Source organism: Streptomyces sioyaensis (genome assembly GCF_004122735.1).
GTDB lineage: Bacteria > Actinomycetota > Actinomycetes > Streptomycetales > Streptomycetaceae > Streptomyces > Streptomyces sioyaensis.
Genome location: NZ_SDIF01000228.1, coordinates 1 through 5,015, shown reverse-complemented (window position 1 = coordinate 5,015; position 5,015 = coordinate 1). Strand labels below are relative to the sequence as shown.

The window sequence follows — 5,015 nt, the reverse complement described above, 5'->3', positions numbered from 1 at the left end:
TAGGCCCGTCGCGGGGGCTCGAAGATGTGTATAAGTGACAGCCACAACACCCCGCCCCCCCCCCGCACACCGTCGCCACGCATGCCCCAACGGGAGCACTCGCCCCGTCACCAACCAGACAAGTACCGAGCCCACCGCCGGTCCACGCCACCAGTTCCCGCCACCCGACCCACGACACGAAAAAGCCCCGCCCAGTCGACCCGGGCGGGGCTTTCACCACTGTGCGCTCGGCAGGATTCGAACCTGCAACCTTCTGATCCGTAGTCAGATGCTCTATCCGTTAAGCTACGAGCGCTTGGCTTTCCGGCGGTTTTTCTTGCCGGTCGGCGTTGCGGGAACAACATTACATGACCTGCGGCGTGAGGCGAAATCCATTGCCCGTAGCACCGCTGACCTGCAGAAACGCCCCTGTGGGAGTGTTCTCGGGGTTACTCCGGGCAGGAGGACTCCTCGATGATCCGGACGAAGTTCGGGCGGGTGTAGCCCTCTTCGGAAGCGGTCCAGGACGTCGGCCGTCAAGGTGCCGGAGTCGGCCCAGGGGTGGCGTCCCGGGCCGGGGTGGAAAGCGTGGAGAAGGTGGCGCTTGGAGTCGGGGCGTGGGTGGGCCGCACGAGGGCTTCCGGGTTCCGAGGAGTGGGTGTCGTAGCCGACGCTGCGGGCGCCGAGGATGTCGCGTTCGATGCCGGCGGTGACGCGCGCCACGTCCGGAGCCAGGTGGTCCGGGACCTTGGGAGTGGCGTGGAGGGGATGGCCTCCCGGCCAGGTCGCCGCTCCCCCGGCCCGCTGGACGCCGCCGCTGGCCCCGACCCGCCGCCCCGGCCCCCGGCTCGCTCAACGTGGCGGAACCCAGGAGCCCGGCGGTGGACCCGGACGCCAGGCCGAACATCAGCAGGACGGTCAGAGGACAGCCAACGGTCAGAGGACAGCCACAGGACAGTCAGACGTAGACGTAAAGGCCCGGCGGACCCGGGGTGGGGGAAGCCGGGCGGTGATCATTGTGGTCCGGGAAGCGCTCAGGCCCCGGTCGGGAAGACCGGGGCCTGAGCGAAGAAGAGCGGAGGCGGAGGGATTTGAACCCTCGATGGGGGGTAAGCCCCAAACCGCATTAGCAGTGCGGCGCCATAGACCGGACTAGGCGACGCCTCCACACACCCCACGCGCGCATATGCGCGCTGTGGCGTGTCCAGATGATGGCACAGCTCCAAGGGCTGTCACCAATCGCCCCCTACGGTACTAGGCGCGCGGGCCACCCGGCAAAGACGTTCCTGCAGCGCAACGTCGGGGGCGGAGGCGCGTTAGGAGTGTGGGGCCGTCGCGACGCCGTTGTCGTGCGCCCCCGGCGTGTACGCACCCCGTGCCGCCCCGCACTCGCCTCTGGAGCCTGTGATGCCGCACCACCGGACGTCATCCCTCTTCTCCGCAGCCGCAGCCGTGGGCGTCGCCGCCCCGGCCGGCGCCCGCCGCTCCGCCACGGCGGCCTTGGTGTCCCTCGCCTCCGGCGCCGCGCTGGCCCTGGCGGCGCCCGTCGCCTCGGCCGCCCCGATCCCGCTGCCGCATCACTGGACCGGTGACGGCCTCGTCGGCGCCGGCCATCACGCCGCCGGGCCCCGCACGCCCGACGGTCAGCCCGTCCCCGCCGACCACGGGCCGGCGGCGGCGCACCTCGCGACCGGCGACCACCTCACCGTCACCGTCCAGCACTCCGGCTCGGCGCGGACCGACGGCACCTTCGAGCTGTATTGCCACCCCGGCGGCGGCAACCACCTCCATGTGAAGGGCGCCTGCGCGAAGCTCGACGGGATGACGAGGTGGGGCAGGGACCCGTTCGCCGCCGTGCCGCAGGGCTCGAACTGCACGATGATGTACGGCGGCCCGGCCACCGCCCATGTCACCGGGACCTGGGCGGGGCGTCCCGTCAACGCGGATTTCCGGCGCACCAATGGGTGTGAGATCGACCGCTGGGGCCGCTTCGAACCTCTGCTCCCCTCGACCCGTTCATGACCCGGTTCGTGCCGTAGTAGCGCGGCAGGTCAGGACGAGGGGCACATGTCGGGCGTGCGGTGAGTCGCACAAGGCCGGGGCATTACCTCCTCGTCATCCGCCTCCGCGTCGCGGGCAAGTGCCCGTAGACTCCATCCCAGCGATCCGCCACGGTGGATCGGCAAGGTGCGGTAACAGGGAGGAAGCGTCGTCGTGAGCAGCAGGCCATCCCGAGGCGCTGCTCGCCTCGCAGCCATACTCGACGCCCTCCCCGACGCCCTGTTGCTCGTGAACTGCAACGGCACGGTCGTCAATGCCAACACCATCGCGCTGGAGACCTTCGAGGCGCCGGGCACCGCCCTCGTGGGGCGCGGGCTGCTCGATCTGCTGCCGTCCTTCGACTCCAAGCGGATCCCGGGCTCCATGCGGCGCCGGGACGAGGAGGAGGAGCGCACCCGCACGAAGCCGACGCGGATGGTCGCGCGGCGGACGGACGGGACGGAGCTGCTGGTCGAGGTGACCAGCGCCAATCTGGAGGACGGCCGGACCCCGTACGAGTCCGCCTTCGAGGCCGCGTACGCCGATCACCGCAACGGCTATACGGGCAACGAGCTGCTGATGCTCGTCGTCCGGGATCTGACCGGGACGCTGGACACCGAGACCGAGCTGGCCCGCCAGCAGCGGCAGACCGAGATGATCCTGCGGGCCGCGGCCGAGGGCGTGATCGGGGTCGACGCCGAGGGCAAGGTCGTGCTCGTCAATCCGTCCGCGGCGCAGATCCTCGGCTACCGGGCGAGTGAGCTGGGTGGCAAGGAGCTGCATCCGCTCGTCCACCACTCCCGGGCGGACGGCTCGGCGTTGCCGTGGGAGGACACCCCGCTGGCCGACACGCTCAAGTCCGGGCGCAAGCACCGGGTGCGCGGGCAGGCGCTGTGGGCGAAGGACGGGCGTGCGGTGTCCGTCGATCTGACGACGGCGCCGGTGCGGGACGGCGATCAGCTCGTCGGCGCGGTGATGACCTTCACCGACCGCCGCGCCTTCGATGCGCTGGCGGCCCGGCACTCCCAGCTGCTGGCGGTGCTCGACCAGGCGCTGCGCGGGCCACTGGAGGAGCTGAAGGGCGAGCTGGGCACGCTCGCCTCCGACCCGGCCGGGCAGCTGTGGCCCGAGGCGAACCAGATCCTGCACCACCTCGCGGCCGGCCACGCCCGGATGACGACGCTGGTGGACAACGTGCTGAGCTACCAGCGGCTGGACGCCGGCAAGGAGAAGCTCAACCGCACGAAGGTTTCGCTGGACGCCGTGGTCGCGGCGGGCGTGGAGGGCGCGGTCGAGCTGATCGGGCCGGGCCGGGCGCAGTTCGCGGTGCATGCGCCGCCGATAGAGGCGACGGTCGACGCGGAGCGGATCGCCCAGGCGCTGTCGCATCTGATCGCGGATGTCGCGGGGGTCGATTCGACGGGGCGGATGCCGGCCGGGGAGGCCGCCCTGGGCGGGCGGTCGGGGCCGGTCCCGGGCGATTCGACGATCGTGGTGGCGGCGGCCAAGCGCGGTGACGTCGTACGGATCGAGGTGCGCGGGCCGTTCGACGGTGGCGATCCGGTCCATGAGCCGATCGTCCGCGGCATCGTGCGGCAGCACGGCGGGCTGATGCAGACGCACGAGGTGCCGGGGGCGCCCGGCGGGCCCGGTGCGGGCGGCAGCTCCTATGTGCTGGAGCTGCCGGTGGCGGCGGACGGCGCGGCCCTGGACGGCGCGTCGGCCGGGGCGGACCGGCCGGCCGAGCTGACCGGCAACGAGACGACGGTGATGCCGGTGCCGGCCGCGCGGGCGCGGGGCACCGAGGGCGACGCGGCGGACCCCGCCGCCGGTGAGCGTCCGGACGACGAGGGCTGCGAGGGCCCCGCCGGTGGTGGTGACGGCGGGACCGGCGGATCCGGCCGGCCGCTCGGCGGTGGCGGTGCGGGACACGGCGCGGTGCCGGCTCAGGCCGGCGGCGCGCAGCCGACCGGTCGCCGGCGGGCGCGGCACTCGGGTGCGGAGCCGGGGAACGAGACGGGCTCCGGCGCCACCGGCGGCGGCCCGGGAGCGCATCCGCAGCACGGTGACGGGACGAACGGTGCGGGGCTGCCGCCGGGCACGGCGGGGGCCGAGGGCGTGCCGCCGACCGGACGGCGCCGGGCGCGGCAGGGGGCGACGGAGGGCGGCGGCCTGCCCGCGCTCCCCGCCGGTACGAACGGGACGGCGGAGCAGCGGCCGGGCCACGGGCCGGCCGGCGGGCAGGGTCCCGCGGCGGCGTCTCCGGCCGCGGCGGCCGGCCAGGATCCGGCGGCCGCGGTTCCGGCGCGCCCGCAGATTCCGGGTCAGGCCCCGGCGCCGGGCCAGGCCATGGCTCCCGGTCCCGCCCACGTCCCCGCTCAGGACCCGGGCCCTCAGGGGCTCGGCCCCGTACAGCCGGCCGGCCGGCGGGCGCGCCGGGCGCTGGCCGAGGCGCCCGAACGCACCGCGCAGAGCCCCGGAGGCGCCGCCGCGGGCGCCGCCTCCGGGGCACAGCAGTCGCCCGGTGCCCGTACCGCTTTTGCGCTGCCGCCCGCCGCGGCGGACCGGACCCCGCAGTCGTCGCTGCCGGAACTGCCCGCGGCCGCCGATCAGATGGCCGGTCAGCAGGCCGGTCAGCCCGGCGGCAGCGGCTCGGGGCGCCGTCGGGCGCGCCGTCCGGTGGCCGGCGGTCCGGAGGCGTCGATGCCCGGTGCGGTTCCGGGACAGGAGCGTGCCGCGGCCGGTGACGCCACCCCGCCGCAGGGCGGCGACTGGGAGGGCGAGCCGACCGGACGACGGCGGGCCCGGCGGGCCGCGGCCGAGGAGCGCGCGGCGGCCGCGATGGCCGACGCCGAGTCCTCCGGCACCTTCGTGGCGGGCCCGGAGGGGCTCGTGGCGCAGCCCGCCGAACCGGCCGAGGCGACGGGTACGGCCACCGGCACGGCGGCCGGCATCGCCCCGGCGCCGGAGGCCGGCGCACCCCAGGCCCCCGCGCC

The 5,015-nt window shown here is 74.6% G+C and carries 2 protein-coding genes and 2 tRNA genes; 2 read left to right on the top strand and 2 right to left on the bottom strand.

What is annotated here, in order from left to right:
* Positions 1–222: 222 nt before the first annotated feature.
* Together EST54_RS33215 and EST54_RS33210 are read right to left on the bottom strand one after the other, a co-directional pair.
* Positions 223–295: transfer RNA gene (locus EST54_RS33215), tRNA-Arg, on the bottom strand.
* 760 nt (positions 296–1,055) lie between these two features.
* Positions 1,056–1,146, bottom strand: a tRNA-Ser gene (locus EST54_RS33210).
* Between the two features lie 240 nt (positions 1,147–1,386).
* Here EST54_RS33210 and EST54_RS33205 point away from each other — a divergent pair.
* Both EST54_RS33205 and EST54_RS33200 read left to right on the top strand, forming a co-directional pair.
* Positions 1,387–2,001: an SSI family serine proteinase inhibitor gene (locus tag EST54_RS33205; RefSeq protein ID WP_129251390.1), complete on the top strand. Its 615-nt coding sequence runs from the start codon at positions 1,387–1,389 to the stop codon at positions 1,999–2,001.
* A gap of 192 nt (positions 2,002–2,193) precedes the next feature.
* Positions 2,194–5,015 (top strand): PAS domain-containing protein (locus EST54_RS33200; protein ID WP_244942670.1); only part of this gene is annotated, 2,822 nt, incomplete at its 3' end.